General features: G+C 30.4%; 20 protein-coding genes. 3 read left to right on the top strand and 17 right to left on the bottom strand.

Going from position 1 to position 23,145, the window contains the following annotated elements; all coding sequences use genetic code 11:
- Positions 1 to 2 precede the first annotated feature (2 nt).
- The 8 genes from HSX10_RS02500 to HSX10_RS02465 form a co-directional block, all read right to left on the bottom strand.
- Complete coding sequence (locus HSX10_RS02500) at positions 3 to 230, bottom strand: PspC domain-containing protein (protein ID WP_173586635.1); 228 nt, start codon at positions 228 to 230, stop codon at positions 3 to 5.
- Positions 231 to 241: 11 nt separating this feature from the next.
- On the bottom strand, positions 242 to 1,516 hold the full coding sequence (locus tag HSX10_RS02495) for a DUF2851 family protein (protein WP_173586634.1): 1,275 nt from the start codon (positions 1,514 to 1,516) through the stop codon (positions 242 to 244).
- Positions 1,517 to 1,559: 43 nt separating this feature from the next.
- Complete coding sequence (locus HSX10_RS02490; protein WP_173586633.1) at positions 1,560 to 3,266, bottom strand: ATP-binding protein; 1,707 nt, start codon at positions 3,264 to 3,266, stop codon at positions 1,560 to 1,562.
- An 8-nt stretch (positions 3,267 to 3,274) separates the two neighbouring features.
- Positions 3,275 to 4,402: an FIST signal transduction protein gene (locus HSX10_RS02485; RefSeq protein WP_173586632.1), complete on the bottom strand. Its 1,128-nt coding sequence runs from the start codon at positions 4,400 to 4,402 to the stop codon at positions 3,275 to 3,277.
- 325 nt (positions 4,403 to 4,727) lie between these two features.
- Positions 4,728 to 5,795 carry a methyltransferase gene (locus tag HSX10_RS02480; RefSeq protein ID WP_173586631.1) on the bottom strand — a complete coding sequence of 356 codons (1,068 nt, stop codon included), beginning with the start codon at positions 5,793 to 5,795 and terminating at the stop codon, positions 4,728 to 4,730.
- 223 nt (positions 5,796 to 6,018) lie between these two features.
- Complete coding sequence (locus HSX10_RS02475; protein ID WP_173586630.1) at positions 6,019 to 6,912, bottom strand: T9SS type A sorting domain-containing protein; 894 nt, start codon at positions 6,910 to 6,912, stop codon at positions 6,019 to 6,021.
- 190 nt (positions 6,913 to 7,102) lie between these two features.
- Positions 7,103 to 8,083 (bottom strand): PLP-dependent cysteine synthase family protein, encoded by a 981-nt coding sequence (locus HSX10_RS02470; protein ID WP_173586629.1) that lies wholly within the window; start codon positions 8,081 to 8,083, stop codon positions 7,103 to 7,105.
- A gap of 132 nt (positions 8,084 to 8,215) precedes the next feature.
- The gene (locus HSX10_RS02465; RefSeq protein ID WP_173586628.1) at positions 8,216 to 9,448 is read right to left on the bottom strand and encodes an ABC transporter permease; all 1,233 of its coding nucleotides are present in this window, start codon (positions 9,446 to 9,448) and stop codon (positions 8,216 to 8,218) included.
- Between the two features lie 8 nt (positions 9,449 to 9,456).
- Here HSX10_RS02465 and HSX10_RS02460 point away from each other — a divergent pair, with 8 nt between their 5' ends.
- On the top strand, positions 9,457 to 10,755 hold the full coding sequence (locus HSX10_RS02460; protein ID WP_173586627.1) for an exo-beta-N-acetylmuramidase NamZ family protein: 1,299 nt from the start codon (positions 9,457 to 9,459) through the stop codon (positions 10,753 to 10,755).
- Between the two features lie 12 nt (positions 10,756 to 10,767).
- On the opposite strand, the gene HSX10_RS02455 is transcribed toward HSX10_RS02460, so the two are convergent.
- From HSX10_RS02455 to HSX10_RS02445, 3 genes are all read right to left on the bottom strand, one after another.
- The gene (locus HSX10_RS02455) at positions 10,768 to 11,595 is read right to left on the bottom strand and encodes a glycerophosphodiester phosphodiesterase (protein ID WP_173586626.1); all 828 of its coding nucleotides are present in this window, start codon (positions 11,593 to 11,595) and stop codon (positions 10,768 to 10,770) included.
- Between the two features lie 65 nt (positions 11,596 to 11,660).
- Entirely contained in the window at positions 11,661 to 12,560 is a 900-nt protein-coding gene (locus HSX10_RS02450) for a thioredoxin domain-containing protein (RefSeq protein WP_173586625.1), read from the bottom strand.
- Positions 12,561 to 12,607: 47 nt separating this feature from the next.
- Entirely contained in the window at positions 12,608 to 13,102 is a 495-nt protein-coding gene (locus tag HSX10_RS02445; RefSeq protein ID WP_173586624.1) for a YkgJ family cysteine cluster protein, read from the bottom strand.
- Positions 13,103 to 13,181: 79 nt separating this feature from the next.
- On the opposite strand from HSX10_RS02445, the gene HSX10_RS02440 reads away from it, so the two are divergent.
- Complete coding sequence (locus HSX10_RS02440) at positions 13,182 to 13,877, top strand: class I SAM-dependent methyltransferase (RefSeq protein ID WP_173586623.1); 696 nt, start codon at positions 13,182 to 13,184, stop codon at positions 13,875 to 13,877.
- On the opposite strand, the gene HSX10_RS02435 is transcribed toward HSX10_RS02440, so the two are convergent.
- From HSX10_RS02435 to HSX10_RS02415, 5 genes are all read right to left on the bottom strand, one after another.
- Complete coding sequence (locus HSX10_RS02435) at positions 13,874 to 14,551, bottom strand: hypothetical protein (RefSeq protein WP_173586622.1); 678 nt, start codon at positions 14,549 to 14,551, stop codon at positions 13,874 to 13,876. The genes HSX10_RS02440 and HSX10_RS02435 overlap by 4 nt on opposite strands.
- Before the next feature lie 9 nt (positions 14,552 to 14,560).
- Positions 14,561 to 16,225, bottom strand: coding sequence for an amidohydrolase (locus HSX10_RS02430; protein WP_437344038.1), 1,665 nt, complete (start codon positions 16,223 to 16,225; stop codon positions 14,561 to 14,563).
- Between the two features lie 102 nt (positions 16,226 to 16,327).
- Positions 16,328 to 18,058 (bottom strand): porin family protein, encoded by a 1,731-nt coding sequence (locus HSX10_RS02425; RefSeq protein ID WP_173586621.1) that lies wholly within the window; start codon positions 18,056 to 18,058, stop codon positions 16,328 to 16,330.
- Between the two features lie 40 nt (positions 18,059 to 18,098).
- Positions 18,099 to 18,653, bottom strand: a complete 555-nt coding sequence (locus HSX10_RS02420) for a T9SS type B sorting domain-containing protein (RefSeq protein ID WP_173586620.1) — start codon at positions 18,651 to 18,653, stop codon at positions 18,099 to 18,101.
- Between the two features lie 58 nt (positions 18,654 to 18,711).
- A complete protein-coding gene (locus HSX10_RS02415; RefSeq protein ID WP_173586619.1) occupies positions 18,712 to 21,735 on the bottom strand; it encodes a tetratricopeptide repeat protein in 3,024 nt (1,007 codons plus the stop codon).
- A gap of 355 nt (positions 21,736 to 22,090) precedes the next feature.
- Here HSX10_RS02415 and crcB point away from each other — a divergent pair, with 355 nt between their 5' ends.
- A complete protein-coding gene (gene crcB / locus HSX10_RS02410; protein WP_173586618.1) occupies positions 22,091 to 22,456 on the top strand; it encodes a fluoride efflux transporter CrcB in 366 nt (121 codons plus the stop codon).
- Between the two features lie 172 nt (positions 22,457 to 22,628).
- Here crcB and HSX10_RS02405 read toward each other — a convergent pair whose 3' ends face one another.
- A complete protein-coding gene (locus tag HSX10_RS02405) occupies positions 22,629 to 22,997 on the bottom strand; it encodes a DUF1801 domain-containing protein (RefSeq protein WP_173586617.1) in 369 nt (122 codons plus the stop codon).
- Positions 22,998 to 23,145 lie beyond the last annotated feature (148 nt).

Genomic DNA, 23,145 nt, shown 5'->3' with positions numbered 1-23,145 from the left:
TTTTATAAATCAAAAACAGAAGAGCGCTTTGTATAAACAATGTCTTTAATACGCATCCAAAAGGCCATAAATAAATACAGTGCAAAACCAAAACCTAGAGTTACAAAGGTGAGATACATAAATGATGTTCTCACAATTTTTGCTCTAATCCCTAGACGATCAGCTATACGTTGACAAACGTAATAACCGCGTTTTTGAAAATATAATAAGAGTGCATAGAACCAATTCATGCTGCAATTTACTATTTTTTTACAATTAGACGATTTCCTATGGCACAATGCAAACATTTATTTTTATCACAGTAGTATTGTTTTAATTGCAATAATGCCTGAGAACTCAATGCATTTTTATCAACAGACTTAAGCTCTAAAAACTTATTGATTACGCTGTTATTTTCAATTTTTAAATCTCTAATAAGCTGAAATAAATCTTCTTCAATCGATTTTCCTTGTGATTTAGCATAGCTGAATTTAAAAGGAATTAAAGTATTTATAATTAATAAATCTATAAAAGATTTAGTCATTATTTTCTTTGCCTTTTTTGAAGATTTAGCAAATGTATAATGGGTCTCCCAAAATTGAGTTACACCTAAATTAAAGAAGTCATATAACTCACTTAAAGTATTTAAATTCATCATTTTTGAAAACAAATGAGGCTCAGTCGCATATAAATTTGCAAATTGAGATAAACGAATTGTGGGGAAATTTGGTGGCCGAAGCCTAAAAAACTGTAGAGGTAACACACCTCGACTATCTAAATTAAACTTATGCTTAAAAAAACTGTATTCTTTTTTTAAGCCTGAAAAATAGGTTTCTTCTATAGTTTCCGTTTCTAATAAATTGGCTTGACCAAACAATAACGCCTCTACATTATGTACATTATTTTGTAATTTTCTAAAAACTAAAAAATCAAAAGAATTTGCTATGCTTAAAAACGATTCTCCATTTACTTTTAATCCAAAATTCTTCAATAACATTTTAAACAATACAGCTTCCCAATCGTTATTAGAAGCTATTAATAAATCTTGAATAGTTTCTGATTTTTGCTCTAAACGCTCAATATAAAGACGCTCTAGCCAATTATTAAGTAAAAAATCATCAACCTCATTGAAATTGGTTTCACAATTAATCCATGTTTTAGACTTTAAAAGTTTCTGGTAATTATGAATTAAACTTTTATCTACATAATGTTTCAATTCTAAGGTTGGAATTTCTGAATTATCTTTTCTAAAAATCTCGGTATCATGCTCCCAAACCACATGAAGAATTACATTATCGTAAGCTTTATCTGTTTCATGATTATGAACATACCAATCTGAAGATTTAATATGAATCTCTACATTACCTGCCCAAAATTGATTTTCAATCGTTAATTGCGAATTAAAAAAATCTGGACCAGCATTATGATTATGTTGACCTAAATTAACAATACGAACTTTCTCGTCGTTTGTAGTTACTAAAAGTGACGAATTAAAGGCTTTATGTTTCCATATGTAATGAAGAAAATCTTCTTGCATTGACCTAAAGTACTAAAATATTGAACAAAAACAATTATAATAATTATTGTTTTTTAGAACTGTAAAGATTAAGAACATCATATAATTCATTAATATCTAAAGGTTTGCTAAGATATCCATTCATTTTATAGCGCTTTGTTTTATCTCTAACTTCAGATTCTGTAAAAGCTGTCAATGCAACAATTGGGATGATCGATTTAATGTTATCCGACATTTTTCTGATTCTCATTGTTGTTTCATAACCACCTAAAACAGGCATTTGTAAATCCATTAAGATTAAATCGAAATCTTCATTTATGTATATATCCAATAGTTCTTGTCCGTTTTTAGCTATTGCATAATCTATTTTCCATTTTTTAAATAACTTCTTAAGTAGTAATGCATTAAGGTTATTATCTTCTGCTACTAAAACTTTTATATCAATTGTTTCTGTTTTTGATACATAATTATGGTCATCGATTAATTTTACTTTAGAGTGCTTGTATGAAATTTCGAACCAAAATTTAGCCCCTTTTCCTTCTTCACTTTCTATATGTAAATTACTATCATGAATTTTTATAAGTTCCTTGCTAATGTATAATCCTAAACCAGAACCTCCATAGAGCGCAGATGTATTATCATTGGCCTGAACAAAGCTTTTAAATATATCTTTTTGCTTGTTATAAGAAACACCAATTCCGGTATCTATAATGCTAAAACGTATTTTAGTTTTATTTGAAACAGTTTCAACAACCTCTACTTTAAAAATAACACTACCTTCATCTGTGAATTTAAAAGCATTACTTAATAAATTTCTTAAAACTTGCGATAATTTTAGACTATCTCCTTTTAAGACTAAAGGAATATTACTGTCAATAATGGTATCGAAATTTAGATTCTTTTTTATTGCTGTTTGTTTAAAATGCAGCTGAATATTCTGAATAAATTCTGGAAGATTAAAATCCTTTTCAATCAGTTTTATTTCATCGGACTTAAATCTATTGAGATCTAATAGGTCATTGATTAATTCTAATAAATGCTCTCCTGAATATTTTAAAATTTGCAAATTCTCTAATTGTTCTGGCAAGTAATTTTCCAACAACAAGATATCAGACATACCAATTACAGCATTTAAAGGCGTCCTTATTTCATGAGACATTGTAGACACAAATTCATCCTTTGTTTTATTAGCCTCACTTAACTCTAGTTCAATTTCTTTTAACTGAGTTACATCTGTCATAGTACCAATAGTGCCATTATATGTACCATTTGAATCGCAAATAATAACTAATCGTAATTGAATCCAAATTTTTTCTCCTTTAGATTTATTAAAGTAAAATAAAGAACTATAATCATTATCTTTTCCTCTTAAAAATTTAGAAATTTTAACTTGTTCTTTTTTATTAATTCCTATTGATAAATCTCTATAGTTCTTACCCAATACATCTTTAATAGGTATACCAATTAAATCTTCCCACGCTTTGTTTAGATATATAAAATTCCCATCCATATCTGTTTTAAAGATGACACCTTCAATAGTATTTACAATGGCATTTAAATTAGTCTCTACACTATTAACTTTAGATTTTAAAGCTAAATTGGCTCTGTAAAGTTCGTTAGAGCTTTCTTCAAAAATAATTTCATGATGTTTTACATCATCATCAAAACTTTTATAGGCTTCATTAACGACTTCAAAAAAGTCTTTAAACTTTTCTAAATCTGCTTCTTCAAAGCCTGCTTTACGAATTTGTCTTCGTAATAATCTATGCATGTTAGAATTTACCATTCGGATAATGTCGTAATTGTCATTGTTTGATTATGAAGTTCGCAAGGTGAGTATAAACCAAAGGGAGCTATTTCTCCATAAGAATAGAAGCCTGTAATTTTAGTATCCTTACCTATTACATCTCTTACAACCTCGACTTCTTCTTCTATAAGTTGTTTTAATACCAATCTACGACCTATACAACTAATTAAAATTGCCAATTTTGTATCTTGCTTTGTAACTTCTAATGCTTTTTTTGCAGAATCTTCTGCTCCATTAATAAGCCGGTCTACGTTTGCTTTCATTAAGCGTACATAAGAACCTTCTGGTATATTGCCCGCAAAAGTTAAGCTTTGTTCTTCTTCATTAATACCTAGAATAGTTCTTACAACAGGTGCATCCGTTTCATTTACACGCATACTTAAAGGAAATAATAAGCCTGAACTGGGTAATTTTGATGCATTGTCTCCTAAAAAAGATTTGTACAATTCTAATGCTGGTAAACCATCTAATTCGTATAGTACATTTTTTTCAGACCTACTTACCAAACGATCAATGCCAAAACTATCCCATCCTCCTTTAGAGCTATAACCAATTTTTAAGTGGTCACCATAAAACCCTAATCCAACAATTATCTTATCCGTTGTAGTGCCATTTGCTATTACAAACGTTTCGTTAAAATCTGATCCATCAGCAGCTAAACCACCAGTAATACTAACTTCTGGTAAAATGCTTTTTAAGCCTGCTACTAATTCAGCACCATTAACATTTAAGCCATCACTAAACACCAAAACATGTTTAAGATTGTCTTTATTAAGTTTTTTTGCAAGAGAAGTAGCCGCTTCATAACTCTTGGCCATGCTATCGACGTCAACTTTTACTAATCTATGATTTGTCTTTTCAAGTTCAATTGCTGTAAGTGAGACAGAATTATCAGATACGTTTGTATTAGATATTTCACCAGCTGTAGAGCAGCCAACAATTGTAGCTTCAGGATAAAGTATAATTAATTTGTTTACCAAATCATTCTTAGAAACAAATAAAGGTGATACAAATAATAAGAGAATAGTAGGTACAATCTTAATATTATTTACCTCATCATTCCATGTAGAATCCTTTAAGGATAGTTGCTCTACTTTCATGTTATATTGGGGCTAATTTCAAAAACACTTTGTCGGTAAAAAATGCTCTTTAGCCAATATATACTAAATTATTGATACTTTCTAAAAAGTATGACGAATACATCACATATTTGATACTTATAGAGAATTAATCTAATTAATTTCACAAATATATAATAGAAACGTCTAAATATTAAGATTTTAAAACCTTTATAATATCCCTGTATTCTTCTTTAACCTTATTTGTAGGTACACCGAAATATTAATGAACTTATTATATTGATTAAAATTTAAATCAATAATACCTTCACGTATTTACATTTTAAAAACCAAGTGTTACAACCTTTTACTTAGCATGAGTAAGCACCCATAACTGAACTTCTTCGGTTTTACGATAATGAGAATCGCGAGTTGTTTTATCAGATGCCTTTTTAACATTTTTGGTATAACATTTTTCTAACTGAAAACGTCCTCCTTCTGCTATTTCTTGTTCAATAGGATTTGATTTAGATAAGCCTGTTATTTCTGCTAGATTAGATAAAATAAGCACCAACTTACCGTCTGGCAGTAGCATTTGTTTTGCTGCTTCGAAAAAATGAGGAAACAATGTATCATTATAATAAATAGCTGCATCTAAATTTTCTACATTTCGAGTTTCAGGTAACCAAGGCGGATTAAAAACAATAAGTTCCACTGGTTTATCCCATTTACCAAAAAGTGATCCAAAATCTAATTCTATTTTCCTTGAAAGCTTAGTCTCACCCATCGATTCTGTTAAACCAATAACAGCATTAGGATTGGTGTCTGTTCCGAATACTTTTTGAAATCCATGCTTTATAATTTGTAATGCTAAGACTCCACTACCAAAACCAACATCTATCGCTGACTTCTTAGGACCTGTATAGCGCTTTAACCAGTTATCAAACAATTCTAAGTGTTCAAAGCGTGTTGGAAAATAAGTACCATAGTAAGGGTGAATTTTATTTCGTAAAACAGGGATTGTAATCCCATTTTTATACCATTGCCACGCACTATTAAAACCTTGTACCTGCGGAAGACTTAATAAAAAGTCACTAGTATCAGGGTACAATTTTTCAAACCATCCTATAACAGGTGATTTTTTCACTAACAATTGATGATTTTCAATCTGAATCTTAATAAGGTTTGAAAGCTTATGATATTCCGAGCGATAAATTCTCTGCTCCTTGAACGACTTATTAGGTAGTTTTCTGTTTAAATGTTCTTGAAGACCTCTAAGTAATATAGCTCCGTTATTATAAAATTCAGTAATTAAAACAGGCTTACCGCTTTCTAATACTTTTATAACTTGCTGAAGATCTTCTCCTCGATTATAAATTACCATATCTTGTAATGGTAAAAACGGTTCTGGTCTATTTACTTTTAACTCTGTCATTATAGTATGGTATTACTTTTGGGTGAAGGTAGGCAAATACTATTGCAACCATAATGTATTATTAAATTGAAGCCATCTATTTTTTAGTTACTAAATAAAAAATCCTGATAGTGATATCAGGATTTTTGTTTTATAATAGGGATGAATTAAATACTTTATGTTTATATATACAATAAATAAAATTTTATTGTATTCTCAAAAAACAGAAAACGCGGATTAAAAACTAAGACTTTATTAGTTTTTTAGTCATAGATTCTCCATTAGAAGTTAAAAGTTTTAAAAGATAAACTCCAGATTTTAATGTTGAAGAAAAATTCTCTAAATCTTTAATTGAAGCTGATTTGTAAACCTGTTTTCCTAAAATATTATATAGCATTACATTTTCTATAGGTTGGTTTATTTCAATTATTACTTTATTATTAAACGGGTTAGGATAAATACTCACAGCTGTTTCTGTAACTTCATCTACAGATAATAATATTATAGAATTAACATCATATACTTCTGAAATTACAGCGTCGTACGACTCTAATTCTAGTTTTAACAAATCAGCATTACAATCACAAACAATAGATTTATTTCCATTGAAACCGTTATAAGGATTGTCAACCAATTCATAACCTCTAACATTAAAATTGCTAAAAATCTGATTTAAACCGTCATCATTTGTTTCAATAATATTCATAGCATTTACTCCTGTTGCAGCTCCTATGTTATCATCAACCAAATTAAAAGATAGACCGTTACTTATTTTCAAATAATCATCTGTATCATTTCCGATAGCATATTTAACAACATTTGAATAAGCTGTTAAATCTAAAATTAGTTGTTCTAAATCACAATTTTGACATACAACATTCATATATCTAGAGTTAATTGCATCTTCATCGTAAAACAAACCAGAGTGAACTTCAGGATATAAAACCTGATACGAAGAAATAGTGTACGAATTTAATATCGCATTTAAACCATCATCATTAGAAGTTGTATCCCATGAACTACCTGTTGACGGCTGACCAATACTTGGATTTACCAACTCTAATTGAATATATGTGTTTTGCGAGAAACTAACACAACTGATACTTATAGCTAAAACGAATATGTATAATTGCTTCATAGAAATTGGTTTAGGGACCCAATATAGACAAATTTAGGTTATAGAGAAAGCTGTAATCATCTAAATATGTTAACTGTAACTTCCTTTTTAAAATGTACTACAAGTTATTTCGTTGCTTTTATAATGCTGTTAAACAAAAAAATCCTGATAATTAAATCAGGATTTTCACTTTTATATAAAGAGTTATTTATTAATCTAAATAACCCATTTCACGCATCCAATCATCATTATACATTTTTCCTACATAACGACTTCCGTGGTCATGAAACAAAACAACAACAACATCTTCTGGTTTAAACTGTTCTTTTAACTGTAACACTCCTTTAATTGCAGATCCTGCAGAGTTTCCTAAAAACATTCCTTCTTCTTTACTTAAACGTTGTGTGTAAACACAAGCATCTTTATCTGTAACTTTAGTAAAGCCATCAATAATATCGAAATCTACATTTTTAGGTAAAATATCTTCACCAATACCTTCGGTTACGTAAGGGTAAATTTCATTTTCATCAAACTCACCTGTTTCATGATATTTTTTAAATACCGAACCATAAGTATCAACTCCCCAAACTTTAATATTTGGATTTTGTTCTTTTAAATATTTACCTACGCCGCTAATTGTTCCACCGGTACCAACACCAACAACAAAATGTGTGATTTTACCATCGGTTTGTTTCCAAATTTCTGGACCTGTACTTAAATAGTGTGCTTTTGTATTACTAGGATTATCATATTGATTAACATACCAAGAGTTTGGTGTTTCTGCTCCTAAACGTTTAGATACAGAATAATAACTACGTGGATCATCTGGTTCTACTGCTGTAGGACAAACTACAACTTCTGCACCAACAGCTTTAAGAATATCTACTTTTTCTTTAGACTGCTTATCTGCCATTACAAAAATACATTTGTATCCTTTTATAATGGCTGCTAGAGCCAATCCCATTCCTGTATTTCCCGAAGTTCCTTCAATAATAGTTCCTCCTGGTTTTAAACGACCATCTGCTTCTGCATCTTCAATCATTTGCAAAGCCATTCTGTCTTTTACAGAGTTTCCTGGGTTAAAAGTTTCGTATTTAGCAAGTACCAAACAAGGTAAATCTTCCACTAGTTTATTCATTTTAACCAATGGTGTGTTCCCTATAGTACCTAATATATTTTCTACGTAATCCATAATTATTTTTTCAGAAGTGCAAAAATAATGGAATTGAAAGGAAATAAACGATAAATATTAATTAATCTAGTTATGCACAGCCATACTAAAACACAAACATTAAACAACTAACTAACAACCTCTAATAATGGATTAATCGAATCGGATAGCTTTTACTGGGGAAATTTTAGAAATAATAATTGAAGGAATTAACAACATTAATAAACAAGCTATAAATGTGCCAATATTAAGTAGAACGATATAATCTAAACTGATATAAACAGGTGCATTACTGACGTAATAAGTATCTGGATTTAATGGAAATAGCTTAAAATACTTTTGAGCAAATAATAAACCTAAACCTATTATATTTCCCCAAAGCAAACCTAAACCAATTAAATAAGATGCGTTATAGAGAAACACTTTTCGAATCGTCCAATTAGAACTTCCTAAAGCTTTTAGAATACCAATCATTTGAGTACGCTCTAAAATTAAAACCAACAATGCGGTAATCATATTAATACCTGCAACAATAATCATTATAGCAATTATACCATAAGTATTATTATCAAAAATTTTAATCCATTCGAAAATCGCATAATATTTTCTAGTGATTGGATTTGCATTCATTAAAGATGGAATTGTTTTATAAATCTCTAATGTCTTTTCTTCAATCTTTGAAAAATCATCTATAAAAACCTCAAAATTCCCAATTTGGTCAGCTTCCCATTTATTTAAACGCTGAATATGTCTTAAATCTGCAATACAGAATTTCTCATCGAGCTCTTGAAAACCAGAATTATAAATCCCAACAATTTCAAAACTCATAAGACGAGGTAATCTATCAATACGTTCTGAGAACAACGTTTGCATCTTATCTCCTACTTTAAACCCTAAGCGATTGGCTAAATATTGAGATATTAAAATTTCTTCATTTCTGTCTTTTGTAAAATCTGGTAAGCGACCGTCAATTAAAAATTCCTGAAAATACTCCCAACTGTAATCTGCACCAACACCTTTAACAACTATACCTTCAAAATCAGTTTCAGTCCTAACAACTGCAAATTTTTGAGCTACCCCTTGAACATGCTTTACACCTTCAACATCTTTAAAGTTCGGATAGAATTCTTGATCAATTGAAATAGGTACTTGAGACTCATCTGAAGTATTATTATCGTAATTGGTAATTTCTATATGACCATTAAAAGCAACAACTTTATCTCTAATTTTTTGCTGTAAACCCAAACCTGTAGCTATTGCAATAAGCATTACAATAACACCAATAGCAATTGCAGCGATACCAATTTTAATTATTGGTCCCGATACACTACTTTTATACGTTTTATTGCCAATTATGCGTTTAGCTATAAATAATTCAAAATTCAAACTTATATATGCTTTTAAAGGTTTTCAAAAATACAGTTTTATTCTCTATAATTATTGGGATTTCATTGGTAACATTTTCATGTGGAAATAGCACAAACAAAGATGCAGGAAACTATAGCATAGACACTTTAGCTATTAACGACACACCAGCCCCGTTAAGTACATTAAATAAACAAAAAATTATTGTTGGTGCTAATAAAACGCAAGACTACCTTCCATTATTAAAAGGAAAGCGTGTTGGGATTGTTGCCAACCAAACCAGTGTTATTTTTAAAACTAGCAATTCTAAATCTAACGCTATAAATCAAACACATCTTGTAGATTCGTTATTAAATCTAAAAGTTGATGTAAAAAAAGTATTTGCACCAGAACACGGATTTAGAGGTGTTGCAGATGCAGGCGAAGTTGTAAAAGATGGCATTGACACTAAAACAGGCTTACCTATTATTTCACTTTATGGTAAAAACAAAAAACCAAGCGCTGAGCAATTAAAGGGACTTGATCTTGTTGTTTTTGACATACAAGATGTTGGTGCTCGTTTCTATACTTATATTTCTAGTCTACATTATGTCATGGAAGCTTGTGCAGAGCAAAACATTCCGGTTCTCATATTAGACAGACCCAACCCAAATGGGCATTATATTGATGGGCCTATTTTAGAAAAAAAACACACGAGTTTTGTTGGTATGCACCCCATCCCTGTGGTTCACGGTATGACTATTGGTGAATACGCAAAAATGATTAATGGCGAAAGATGGCTAAAGAACGGAATACAATGTGAATTGAGTGTCATTTCTGTTGAAAATTATAACCATCAACTTCCTTATAATTTACCGATAAAACCGTCTCCAAATTTACCTAACGAAGCGGCTATAAACCTCTACCCAAGTTTATGCTTTTTTGAAGGCACTAATATTAGTGTAGGACGCGGAACAGATAAACAATTTCAAATTGTTGGCTCACCTTTATTTGCAAAGCAATCTTTACCATTTCAGTTTACACCAAAAGCTAATGAGGGAGCGAAATATCCTAAACATGAAAATAAAGTTTGTTTTGGTTATGACTTATCTAAAGAAGCACATTTAGACACCCTTAATTTAAAATGGTTAATTGAATTCTATAATAAAGACAAAAAAGCAGGCTCTAAAGGTCCCTTTTTTACTGACTTTTTTACATTATTAGCAGGAACAAAAAAACTACAACAGCAAATAGAATCTGGGTTATCTGAAAGTGAAATTAGAGCCACTTGGAAAAATGGCTTAGCTAAATTTAACATTACAAGAAACAAGTATTTATTGTATAAATAAATTAATACTTATTTATTGTTTTAGAATTTCTATGAGCACATTAGGATAGTCTGTAATAATTGCATCCACATTCCAGGCTATCATTTGCTTCATATCCGTTTCTGTATTTACTGTCCAAGGAATAACTTGAAAACCTTCTTTTTGATAATTTGAAATAGACGCTTCTGATAACAATTTAAAATAAGGACTTATAATTTCGGGTTGAAATGATAATAGATTCAACTTTTCATTAATAGTTTCATCATCTTCCACTAATAAAGCCAAAGGTATTTTAGGTGCTTGTACCTTTACTTCTTCAAGAATAGCAACATCAAAAGATTGAAGATTTACACGACTAAACATGTCGTGTTTATCTATTTCTTCTAAAACTAAAGCTACATAAGCTTCTGGTTGTGGTGTGAAAATATCGTAATAACTAGGGTCAGATTTTATTTCAATATTAAACTTAACATCCGATTTTTTAGTTTTTACTAAATCGAATACTTCTGACAATAGAGGTTTATAAGTTTTAAATTTTTCTTGATTTGGATAAGTGGGATGAAATTTTGTACCACAATCAAATGTCTTAATTTCATCGTAATTCATTTCATATAAATTGTAATCAGTCTCTGAATCATTAGGAATAATTCCACCTTCAGGAGTCAGACAAAATATAGAATTCATATAAGGATCATGAGATACCACAACTTTTCCATCTTTAGAAATTACAATATCTAGTTCTAAAGTTTGTACACCAAGATCTATTGCTTTTTCAAAAGCGGCTAAAGAATTTTCTGGCATTAAACCTCTGCAACCTCTATGTCCTTGAACTCCTATTTTTTTCTCTGAACTACAACTCATAATTATTATTAAAGTGAATATACAAATGGGCAACTTATACTGTAAGTGTAAATTTCTCAGAATCATTAATCATTAAGATTAATAAGCAATTGTGCCTTCTTTAAATCTAACGAAGAAATATTAGATTTCCATAATTCGGCTTCTTCTATATCTCCTAAAACACGGTAAGACGTATAGTATAAAAAGTCTACAAATCCTTGATTATTTTGCGCTATAGTTTCAGTATCAATTCGTTTTAACTCTCTTAAAACCTTTCTTGGACGCTTTAATATTAGGTATTGTTCAATTTTAGAAAGTGCTACCCTTTGCAATAAATCGGATTGATTTTCTTCTGGGTTATTCACTAAATACTCAGCTGCAGTATCTAAATAAATGGTCGCTAAATCTAAAATATTCTCTCTAATACTTTCTTTTGTGTATAATGAATAATCTAAATATTTTGAAGCCAAATAATAAGCTGAATAAAAATCTGGATTAGTATTATACCCTTTTAATTCTGTTGCTATAAATTCCGTATTTAACCCATAATCTAAAATGATTTTTGTGATGTTTTGGTAACCTTCAGGTTGATTAGATACGTTTAAAATATGACCATTTATATCCATAATTTTAATTGAATCATCATTAAACTTATCAATGTATTTTTGAGATCGTTTGTCTTTAATATTCATATACAAATCTTCATACTCTAATTCATCTACAATAACAGGTATAAAATATTTCCATATTAAAGGACTCACCTCTTCATTCTCAAATAAATTTTGAACAAAAACAATATTACCATTCTCATTATTTACAACAACCTGATAATCGTACTCTGTAGCATCTTCCCATACCATCAGCACCATTTTATTCTGAACCAAAGCTAATTTTTGAGCGATATCTAAATTAGTTAACCATGCTTGTGAGTGAGAGACATTAACCACAAAGAATAGAAATATAAATTTTTTAAATAGATTTTTCATAAAGTGTTTTCTGTTTAAATATCAAAAATTATTCCGAAGCTATTCTCTTACTTAGGAATCCTCTTTTTCATTTCTTCAACAATATTATAAGCTGCCGGACAAATAGCCACATTCTTTAACGTTAAATTAGAAATTTGTTGAAACTTTTTACGATCTGTATGCGGAAACTCACTACATGCTTTTGGTCTTACATCGTAAATAGAGCAGTAATTATCTGCGCCTAAAAATGTACAAGGCACTGATTGCAAAACATAATCATTTTCGTCATCTAAATGCAAATAGGTTTCAATAAACTGCTGCTCCTTCATTCTAAAAAACTTGGAGATACGCTGTATATCTTTAGCGGTAAATAAAGGACCTGTTGTTTTACAACAATTAGCACATTCTAGGCAGTCGGTACGTTCAAATTCTTCTTCATGGAGTTCTTGCATTATATAATCTAACTGTTTTGGTGGCTTCTTTTTTAGCTTTGTAAAAAAGGTTTTGTTTTCCTTATGCTTATCTTTGGCGAGCTTTGGAAGGTTATTTATTTGATCTTGCATAATACAAATTTAAGTAAAGTTCTCGATTCATATCCGAGAAAAACAAAATCACTCAACTAAGTTTTAGCACTAATTATTTATGAAAGATATTTTTGGACAAGCGTTATTAGATTATCAAAACGGAAATTATACTGAAGACTTAATCACGTCTACAAATATTTCGGATGAAGATGATTTACCTCTTCCTTATTTATTTAGAAATTATGCTGAAATGCCTAAATTAGAACAAAAAGCTTTAAAATTAAGTAAAGGCAAAACCTTAGATGTTGGTTGTGGCTCTGGGAGTCATTCTTTATGGTTGCAAGAAAAAGGATTAAAAATAAAAGCTATAGACAACTCTAAAGGCGCTATTGAAGTAGCTAAAAAACGTGGCGTTTTACATGCTGAATTAAAACCTCTGTTAGAAGAAACTGAGACTTTTGATACCATTTTATTACTGATGAATGGCACCGGAATTTTTAAAGAGTTATCTGAAGTTTCTAAACATTTAAACCATCTAAAATCGTTATTAAATACTGATGGTCAAATTTTGATTGATTCTTCTGATATTTCTTACATGTATGAAGATGAAGATGGCGGAATGTGGTTAGATTTAAACCAAAGTTATCCTGGTGAATTAGATTATTTCTTATCTTATAAAGGTAAAAAGGAAAAGCCTATGAAATGGCTCTATTTAGATTTTGAAACTCTAAAAACAGCTTGTTTGACTGTGGGGTTAAAATGCGAAAAAGTAATGGATGGCGAACACTTTGATTATTTAGCTAGACTTTCTTAATTGCAATTTGAATTATAAAATCTGATGATATCTTGCAAATCCTCCTTTTTAAACTCTTTCGTTTCTATTTTAGTTTTAAGAACTGGGCAATCTTCAAAATATTCCATTGCTCTTTTTCTAAAGGACTTTGTTAAACTTACTTGATTGAATATCTCTGGTGTTTCACCATCTCTTAATATCAATACCTGATTATGACTCCCCATATAACCTGGGTGATAAATAGGAGCCATATTTGGTGCACCTGCAGTTGGCATAAATCCTCCACCTGATTGCACAGATACAGTTCTACCAACTAATTTTAAAGCTCCATCTACTAATATTTCAGCAAAGCCCATTTTAGTTTGTCTATTATTTAAATAAATAGGTATATAAGTTTCAACTCGAGTTTTCTCAATACGATTACCATTTACACGCTCTTTATATGTAATGGTAAAAACAATACTATCGATCTCTTCGGGTTTATATTTAGACTTCTTAGATTTTTTATCTGTCTTAAATTTAAGTTGCTCTTTTTTAAGATTTAAACCATCCGACATCATGGGTATCTTAGCTAAACCTGTTAACACTTTTTGATTTTTAAGATAAACAACTGCATCTGTCCAACCGTATTGAGCAAAAGTAAAATTTGAACAAAACACTAAGAACAATAACGTGTAAAGAGACTTTTTTATCATAACTATTTATTATTGCGCTTCTCCTCCTACAACCGCTTTTAATACTTTAATATGAGGAATAACACTTGTATTAACTGACATAATATCTTTATCTAAAATAATAAAATCGGCAAACTTACCAACTTCGATACTTCCTTTTTCATGTTCTTCAAAATTAGAGTAAGCTGCCCAAATGGTCATTCCTCTTAAAGCTTCTTCTCTACTTAATGCATTTTCCATTTGAAAACCACCTTCTGGGTACTGCTCAAAATCTTGTCTTGCCACAGCCGCATAGAACGTTAAAAACGGACTTACTTTTTCTACAGGAAAATCGGTTCCTAAAGCAACTTTTCCGTAAGCTTCTAATAATTGCTTGTAAGCATACGCTCCTTTTATACGTTCTTCTCCTATTCTATCTTCTGCCCAATACATATCACTCGTTGCATGTGTTGGCTGGATAGATGGCATTACATTTTTATATAATCCAAAATCTTCAGGTGAAACAATTTGGGCATGTTCTACTCTCCATCGTCTATCTTTTTTACCTGCTAAAATTTTATTATAGGTTTCTAATATAGCATGGTTTGCAGAATCACCGATAGCATGTGTGTTCATTTGAAATTCTGAATTCGCAATACGTTCAGCAGACTTTTTCATAGTTTCTAAATCGGTAACCAACAAGCCTAAATGTCCTGGTTTATCTGAATAAGGTTCACGCAGCATTGCGCCTCTTGATCCTAAAGCACCATCGGCATAAAACTTAAATGAACGTACATTAAGATAATCTGTTTTAGTAATTCCCTTATCTAAATAGTAATCTAAATTCTCTTTTGTATGAGAAACCATGGCGTAAATACGCATTTTTAATTCTCCAGCTTTTTGAAGACTATCAATCACCTCAATAGCCTCTCTATTTAAACCAGCATCATCTACAGTTGTTAACCCTAAATCAAAACACATTTTTTGTGCTTCTAATAATGCTGTTGTTATATCAGATTTTGTTGGTTTTGGCCAATGGTCCATTACCAAGCTTTCTGCATTATCTATTAAAATACCAGTTAGCTTACCGTTTTCCACTACAACTTCACCCCCTTCAATCTTACTATCTATAGTTACATTCCCTAAATCTAAAGCTGCTTGGTTAGCTAATATAGCATGTCCATCTATTCTTGTTAAAGCTATCGGTGTATTAGGATAAAGTTTATCTAGCAGGTTTTTATTAGGAAATTCTTTTATCTCCCAATCATTTTGATCCCAACCACGACCTAAAATATATTCATTATTATTTTTATTCTGAAAATTTAATAAGCGCTTCATCATTTCCTCAAAACTCTTCGTCCCAAATAAATCAACCGATTGTTGATTAAATCCTAAGCCTAAAAAATGACAATGTGCATCAATTAACCCTGGTACAATTGTGTTTCCATCTGCATTAATAGTATCTGCAGCTATATACTGTTTATCCATTTCTGAAGTTGTCCCCACAGCAATAATTTTACCGTCTTTAACGACAAACGATTCCGCCTTACTAAAAGCATCATCTACGGTGTAAATATTAGCATTGGTAACAATTAAATCTACTTCTTGTTTCCCTTTTTCGCAAGACATAAAAAAGAATACAGCCAACAATAAAAAGGCATTTTTACTCATCTTAATTAAACGTGATAATGGGTAATTGTAATTTTGAAATTTCATTTCGTTAGGTTTATTGATATGTAAAAATAACAAAAGCGCTCCGATTAGGGAACGCTTTTTTTAATTGTAAGTTGAATATTAAATTAATTGAACTACTTATTTTTAAAAATCGAACTGATATGTTGCGCCTGCTAAGACCTGAATACCTTGTACAGGGTAATTTAACCAACGTTCATAATTTTGACTTGCTAAATTATTACCCTTAGCAAAAATAGATAACTGATCGTTTATTTTATAACCGACATGCATATTAGCATCAAAATAACTATCTAAACTTACCGTTGTTATGGTTGTGTTCAAAGGATCTAACACATCATAAAATGTAGCTTGATCTTTACGTTCTCCTACAAAGAACATACTAGCACCAGCAGACCATTTTTCTGAAATTTGATAATCTAAAAATACAGAAGCTGTAAGATCTGGTAAGTTCCAAGCTTCAGATTCGTTATCTGTGCTATACCCAAAATATTCTCCTTTTAGACCTAACGTAAAGTTTCTATTTAAATCTACATTAAGCTCACCTGCAAAAGAAAATGTAGTAACATCATCATAAGCTACATTAAATGAATTTCCGTACTGATAATCTGTTAAAACTGCACTTGGCACTTCATTTGATTTGTATAAAGCCTTATTTTTCTCTGATGAATAATTCACTTTTAAACTATATGCCATCTTACTAGAAAGCTTCCCTTTAGCTCCTACAAAAGTTTTGTATTGCTGATTGGTTGGTGTAACAAATAAACTAGGAGATACAAATGGATTTTCATTTACAAAATCGTAATAAGAATTTTGAATTAAATCACCTTTAAGTCCCCCAAAAGCGATTAATATTTCGTCTACTAAACGGTAAGATGCTTCGATGTTTGGATAAATATAAAACTTATTATTGCTGAATTCTGTGTCATTAAGGTATGCCAATTTAACTCCCAAATCTAGAGTTAATTCATCTTGAATAAGTTGGTATGAAGGTGCAAACCCGAAAGTAACATTACCATAATTAATTTCGTCAATATTATAGTAATCGCGATCAAAAGTACCGCTGATATAATCTATAGAAAACTCTGATTTAATAACAGCATCTTGCACTTCAAAATCAAAGCCCGACTTAGCTACCAATCTATTTTCAGCAGAATCGTGATTATCACCAAAGTGTCTAAAACGAAGACTTGCATCTTTTACTATAGCATCTTCAAAATCAATTTCACCACCCACATACAAATCGTTATAAGTCTGCCCAGAATCAATATCATTTAAAACACTTTCATCATAAAAATCTTGTGGTACACCATACCAATTGTAGGTTTGCAAATTAAAACCTCCGTCTACTTGCCATGTAAAATCTCTATCACTTTTTCTGTAATAAGCATTTAACATTGTTTTAGAAAAATTATCATCTAATTCTACACCATCAATACCACCTTGAGATGAATGATGACTAAAATAACCACCTACATTTTCATCCCTACTCAGTTCATGATTTAGATAAACCTCACCTAAAATAGTGGTGTAAGAACCGACACCTAACGAAGCATAATTATCATATAATTTTATAGCTTTAGCCTTATCTACCGTTGCTGCTTTTCCTTTTGCAGGTGTAAATGTTGAAGCTACAGGAATTGAAAATATATTATACTTTATTTCCTTTTTCTTAACCGCATTAGAATCGTTTAACTTCGGATTATCTTTAATCTTAAAAGCATCTGAAATTGTTGGTGTATATGGTCTTATAACGTTTACCGTTTGATCTCCAAGAGTATCTTTGGTACGCTCTTGAGCAAAACTAAAAGCTGCACTCAAGGTAAACATTGTTAATATTAAATATTTAATTTTCATGTGTAATATTTTGATTTGATTGCGTCTGCTAACGACTATTTTAATATCCTGTTAGAATTTGATCAAACTCTCCAAGATCTAAGCATTCACTAAAATTTTGCTGTTCTACAGGTGGATTGTTAGTGAATAAACAAAAGGTTCCTGATTTATAAAATGTTTGCTCATCTTCAATTACTAATTTATACTTATAGGTTCCATCTGTATATGTTGTAATGCCAGATTGGGTTTGTTCACCATTAGGAAAAAAATCCCCTTCACTATTAAAACCACTTACATAGTTATTACTTTCAAAAACCAATTCATCTTCCGAATTATAAATTGTTATTGAATGATTAGAATAGTTTTCAATATTTGTAATTCCAAATAGATCATTCATGCCATCTCCATTAGGTGTAAGTATATCCGAAACAGAAATCTCACCATTTATTGATTGATCTAAATTATCAACATTATCACCGTAAACAGGATCTTCAGAACAACACCCTAAAAAAACATCAACATCTTGAGGTTTTTCATTATCTTCTTCACATGAAGTTAATATAAGTGCTAATAATAGTATTGGAATATATAAAGTGAAGGTTTTTAGTTTTTTCATTACTTATAATTAAGTTTTTAATTTTCGACTTAGAGATTCCTGCCTTTACAGGAATTTATTAATTTTCATCCGTTTCTACCGATGAATTAGTCTTAGCTTCTTCTGCCTTTATTTTACTAAGTTCAGTTTTTGCTTCGCTAACAACTTCTGTAAAGTCAGGGAAATTACTAATTACACTTTCTAAAATATAAGTGGCTTGAAACGCATCTCCTAAAGCATAGAAGTTCTTAGCCATAACCACTAAACCTTTTGCACTATACAATTTATAACTTCCGTAATCTTTAGCTAATTTTTGAATGGTAATGTTAGACGCTTCGTAAGCGCTTTCTTTATTTTCAAAATAACCTTTGTAGTATAATGCTTCTGCTGCAACACTTCCTGTCGCTATGGTTTCAATTTCAGCATATGCCATTTTTGCTTTAGCTTCATCTCCTATTTTAATAGCAGAACGCGCAATAGTTAATTTTGCATCACTCTTTACTTTATTATCTAATTTTGGATTGCTCAATACTTTTGCTGCATAACCTTCAGCTTTAGCAAAATCATCAGTTTGGTAATACGCATTCATTAAATTAGACTGTGCATAAATAACATTCTGAGGATAATCTGCTTCAACCTCTAAACGTTTTAATTCCGGAATTGCTTTTTCCCAATTAGATTGACTTAAATAAATCTCACAAAGCTTAACCGTTGCTTGCTCAGAATATTCAGATTTAGAAGCTTCAACAACTGCCAAATAGTGAGGTAAAGCATTATCAAACAAATTCTTTTTGTAATATAATTGTGCTAAATAGAAATGTGCTTTTAGACTATTTAGTCCTTTAGGAAATTCATTTAAGTATTTATTAAATTGACGAATTGCTCTATCCGTATCGTTATCTAAATATGGTTTTTCTGCTGCTAAATACGTGGTATTATCTAATTCTACATTAGAAACCTCAACATAATCTAAAGTCCTTACCCAAGAGGCATATTCTTCTACTTGACCTAAATCGATATAAATTAAACGTACTGTTGATACCGCTTGAACTGCTTCACCAGACCCCGGGAAATCTGTTGCTACTTTCTTAAACTTAGTCAACGCTCTAGTATTATCGTTACCATTATAATAAACTAAACCTTGACGTAATAAAGATTTTGAAGTGAAAGCACTCGTAGGATAATCTGAATTTAAACGATCGTACATAAGCATCGCTTTATTGGTATCACCTGCTTTTACATATGAATTTGCTAACTCATACATAGCATCGTCTCGTAAAGATGATTTTGTATATGTTTTTATAAATGAGTTTAATTCTGAAATCTTTTCAGGTCCTTTTGCCAAGTAACCTAAACTCATTGCTTTTTGAAACGCTGCATAATCCGTTTCTATTTCATTAATTTTAATGGCTTTGGTATAAGCATCAATTGCGTTTTGATATTGGCTAGATACAAAATAACCATCTGCTAATCTTAAATACGCATCGTTTTGACGCAGTTGGTCATTCGATTTATTCTTTATGAATTTCTCAAAATAACTTGAAGCGTTTGTATATTCCTTCAACTTAAAATAAGTGTAAGCTAAATTATAATTTAAGTTTTCATTTTCTGATAAATCTGAAATATCACTAAAACCTGCAAATTGCTTAAATCCTATTAAGGCATCATTGTAATTAGTTAAGTTGTATTCTGTTTCAGCTTTCCAAAATGTAGCTCTTGCAACAAATTCTGAATCAATTGGTTCTTTTAAAGAACCTTTAAATAAATCTAAAGCTTCATTATATTTATTCTCGTTATATAATTCTACTCCTCTAAAAAAGGCTACTTTTTGGTAAGCCGATTTATTTTCAAAACTATTTTTACCTTTTAAAAGCTCTAAAGCTTCTTTGTAATTTTTTGATGTGATGTAAGAATCGATTAATAAAGTCTCAACCTCATCTTTATATTTTGTATCTGGATATTGACTTAAATAGCCTGTTAAAACCTGAGGAACGGATTGATAAGGATTCCCAATATCATAACTAATCTTAGCATAGTTTAACCAAGCATCTTCTTGAATTTTTAAATCAAAATCCATTTGAGATGCATTTCTAAATGCATTTAATGCTTCTTGTTTTTTATCTAGGTTAATATAACTTTCACCCAAATGGTAATAAGCATTTTGAGCTACAAAATTGTCACCTCCAATAATTTTATTGAATTCTGAAATGGCACTTTCAAAATCATTTTGCTTGTAATACGCATAACCGAGTTGGTAATAATCTGTATTGTTCCATTTTCTATCTTTTCCTTTATACGCTTTTAAATAAGGAATAGCAGCATCATATTGCTCAAGGTTAAAGTAACTTTCTCCTATGATTTTTGATAATTCAGACTTTTCTGCTGCATTACTCTTTGCCAATTGTGCAGAAGCTAATTCAATAGCTTTTTCAAACTTCCCCAACTTAAAGTTTAAGTCGGCTTGGTAATAAGACAACTTCTCTTTGTATTTTTCGTTATCACTAACTTGATCAAAATACTCATTTGCGGTATCATAATCATCGCCTTGATAAGCCATAAACCCAATATAATATTTGGCTTGCGATCCGTATTCTTTTGAATTAACAACACGATTAAAATATTTAGAAGCTTGCTTTTCTTCTTGTGTAGAATACAAAACATAGCCATAATTAAAATTGAAACGGTCTTTCTCCGTTCCAGAAATACTACGCTGATCTACCTTATCGTACCACTTACGAGCATAAGCATATTTTCCATTATTAAAATAATAATCGGCTACATCTAAAAATGCTGTATTTCTTTTTGTGCTAGTCGGGTAATCTTCAACAAATGCTGTTACAAGATTATCTGCATTATTTTGATTTAATCTTACAGCACAATTCGCAATATAGTAAGCACAATCAGATTCTATTGTTGCATCTTTTGTATTCAACTTTACATCGTCGAATAAAGATTGAGCAGCTTTAAACTGGTTGTTATTATATAGCGTTAATGCCTTTTGGTAATCTTTATAATCGTTAGTATATACGGCAGATTTTTGTGCCATACCTATTGAAGAAACTATAAGGAAAACGATGATTAACTGTCTTTTGATGAACATCATTTGTTACGTGTTTTTATTGATGATTTTATTATGTGCAAATATAATTCAATACAAAATCTATAACGAGATAATTTGCCTATAATTATAAATGCTCTTATTTATATTTAAAACTATAATTTAATTTTTAAAAACCAAAGCGCTTATTTTTCACTATTTACAATTCCTTTTTAATTAAAAAGTCATTTAATGGCGTGCGCTTATAAACTCTACATGTTTTGATTATTATTCATTCGGAAAAATCGGTTACTTTTATACTTTTAAATTTCCTTTTATAAGTTTATGCTTTGTATGAAGAGCTCAACCTATTATTTGAGATAAATATCTTACATCAAATTAATAATTAAAGTTAAAAAAATTGAAACATCTTATACTCGTATTTCTAGGTGGTGGTTGCGGTAGTGTACTACGATTTCTTATAGGAAAATGGCTTAATAATACTGAAACCGGAATCCCTTACGGAACCTTTACTGCTAATATTTTTGGTAGTTTATTAATCGGTGTATTTCTTGGCTTAGCTGCTAAAAATGAAACGTTATCTCAAGGTCAGACTTTACTTTTAGCGACTGGATTTTGTGGTGGATTTACTACATTTTCTACCTTTGCTTATGAAAATCATATGTTTTTAAAATCTGGTGATTTTATGACTTTTGCAATTTATACGATTGCTAGTTTTGTGGTTGGGTTTTTAGCTGTGTTTTTAGGTATGTTTTTGGTGAAGTAATTTTATTGAAACTGCTGTTTTATTGTTTCGCTGAGATACTCTGAGATTACACCGAGATTCACAGAGAAATTTAGATAACCTTTAAAATCTTATTGTTATTTATCAACTGAAGACTTTTGACTGCAAACTGTAGACTGCAAACTGAGAACTGCAGAAGGTGGACTAAAAAAAACTAATCTCTCTTATAAAATCCTTTTTCCTTCAAAGCTTCGACTTCTTTTAGTATTGAAATAATAACGGTGTCATCAATAGTTTCAATAGTTTTATATCGTAATGATTTAACGACTTTACGATTTTCTGAAATTAAATACGCATCCCATTGTTTAGATAAGTGTGCGGAATGCCAAAAACCAACATCAACATAATCTTTACTCTGATTGATATAACAGATTGGCCTTTTTCCTATATAATAACAAGGCAATCTCCATTTATATAACAACTCTGCTTCAGGTAACGTATGTATTATTAAAACTTGCAAATGCATTAAAATAGATTTGTAAGGCTCTTCTTGTTTTAAGATATAGTCTTCTGCTGGATTCAAATTATATTTTTATTTACGCTTTTTTTTAACTTTTTTATTCATTCAAATTTAAGGGTAATTTATTTATATAAAAAAGACCTCAAAGTCTATAACAAATGAGGTCTTTTTATTAATCTTTAATACAGATCATTCAAAAAAAAAGATAGCT

It is taken from the genome of Winogradskyella undariae (assembly GCF_013285155.1).
In the GTDB taxonomy this organism is placed as follows: domain Bacteria; phylum Bacteroidota; class Bacteroidia; order Flavobacteriales; family Flavobacteriaceae; genus Winogradskyella; species Winogradskyella undariae.
Note: the sequence above shows the minus strand (reverse complement) of the source record. Positions and strands in the feature narration are given on the sequence as shown.